Annotated in this window: 1 pseudogene; it reads right to left on the bottom strand. The window is 69.8% G+C overall.

Going from position 1 to position 2,085, the window contains the following annotated elements:
- Positions 1 to 1,963 (bottom strand): annotated as a pseudogene (locus tag IE093_RS22185) (hypothetical protein); the annotation flags it as partial.
- Positions 1,964 to 2,085: the final 122 nt, after the last annotated feature.

The raw sequence follows: 2,085 nt of genomic DNA, 5'->3' as shown, positions 1-2,085 counted from the left end.
GGTCGAGGTGCAACCCCTGGCGGGCGCTGATCAGCCCTTCATCGTTGTCGAGGCGGTCGAGCGTCAGGGTGACCAGGTCGCCGACCAGGCGGCCGCCGTGGTTGGCCAGGCGGTCGGCGTCGAGCGTGATGGCATCGGCGGTGAGCACGCCCTGGGCGCTATTGTCGAGGCCTTCGGTCACCGTGGCGTCGAGAGTCTGCTTGGCCAGCAGGGTGNGGATATGGCCCGTGGCGTTGTCCAGCCGCGTGCCCACCTCAAGCGTGAGGTCGCCGGCTTCGGCGCTGATCACGCCGCGCTGGTTGTGCAGGTCTTGGGTGATATCCAGCGTGGCGTTATTACTAGCGAGCGTGCCGTCGGTGTTGGTCAGGGTGCCGACGGTGAGCGAGACGTTGCCGTTGGCCTGCAGCCGTCCCTGGGTGTTGTCGAGGGTGTCGGCGACCGCGAGGGTGAGGTCGCCGGCGGTGGCGGCGATCAGGCCTTCGCTGCTGTTATCGAGCGAGGCGGCGTCGATCTCGATGCCGTCGGCGATGAGCTGGCCCTGGCGGTTGGTGACTGTGCCGACGTCCGTCAGTTGCAGGTGTTTGGCGACCAGGATGCCCTGGGTGTTGTCGAGCTCGCGGCCGCCTTTCAGAAACAGATCCCCGTCGGTGACCTGCAGCCGTCCGGCACGGTTGCTCAGCGCCTCGACCAGGTCGAGGTGCAGCGACTCCTGCGCGCTGATCAACCCGGCGTCGTTGTCGAGGCGATCCAGCGTCAGGGTGACCAGGTCGCCGACCAGGCTGCCGTCGTGATTGATCAGGCGGTCGGTGTCGAGTGTGATGGCATCGGCGGCGAGCGTGCCCTGGGCGCCGTTATCGAGGCCTTCGGTCACCGCCGCGTCGATGGCCTGCTTGGCAAGCAGGCTACCGCCCCGGTTGTCGACCTCGCCGGCGGTGAGGGTCAGCGTCCCGGTACGGGTCTGCACGTGACCGCCGGCGTTGTCCAGCCGCGCGCCGACCTCAAGCGCGAGGTCGCCCGCCTCGGCACTGATCACGCCGCGCTGGTTGGTCAGGTCTTGGGCAATCTTGAGCGTGGCGCTATCGCCAGCGAGCGTGCCGTCGCTGTTGGTCAGGGTGCCGGCGGTGAGCAAGACGTTGCCGTTGGCCTGCAGTCGGCCCTGGCTATTGTCCAGGGTATCGGCAACGTCGAGGGTCAGGTCGCCGTCGGAGGCGGCAATCAGCCCTTCGCTGCCGTTATCCAACGAGGTGGCGTCGAGCGCGATGCGGTCGGCGGTGAGGCGTCCGCCGCGGTTGGTGAGGGTGCCGACGCGGCCCTGAAGGTCGCCGTCGTCGAGGCTCAGGGTCCCGCCGCTGTTGTCGAGCCGCTCGAGGTCGAGCTGGACGTCCTGGCCGTGGGCGAACTGCACGCTGCCGCCGAGGTTGTCGAGATGCTCGGTGTCCAGTTCGAGCGAGGCGGTGGCGGCGAGGGTCGCCGCCTGGCCCCGGTTGGTGACGGTCTCGCTCGTCAGGGTCACCCGCTCGCCCTGGAGGGTGCCCGTGTTGGTCACCTGCCGTGGGGCGTCGACGGCGATTTCGCTGGCCAGTAGCCGGCCCTGGTTGTGCGTGGTGGTGGCGGTCACCGCGAGGCGCTTGGTGGCGTCGAGACGCCCCTGGTTGTCGAGCCGGTCGGCCTTGAGGGTGAGGTCGGCGCCGGCTTGGCGGGTGTCGTTCTCGATGCCAGCGACGACGGTGCCCCGGTTGGCGAGGCGCTGCCCGGCCTTCAGGGTGATGTCGCCGGCGCTGGTCAGGCGGCTTGTGACAGCGAGGTTGTCGCGGGTGCGCACGGTGACGGCCTGGGAGGCATGGACGTCGCCGTCCAGGGTCGCGCTCGCGGCGCTGGCCTGGATCGTCCCGGTACTGGAGGCGTCGGCCAGGCGCAGGTGGCCGTTGGCGTCGATGCGGATATCGCCGTCGCTGGCGGCCATGTCGCCGGCCAGTTTGACGCCCACGCCGTTTTCGGTGCCGACCAGGCGGATGCTGCCGGCGTACATGCCGCCCAGGGCCGAGGAGTCGATGGCCAGTGCCGGGGCGTCGCCGGTGCCGGGGC

It is taken from the genome of Litchfieldella qijiaojingensis, assembly GCF_014651875.1.
Taxonomy (GTDB): Bacteria; Pseudomonadota; Gammaproteobacteria; order Pseudomonadales; family Halomonadaceae; genus Litchfieldella; species Litchfieldella qijiaojingensis.
This window is presented reverse-complemented; position numbering and strand designations above follow the sequence as displayed.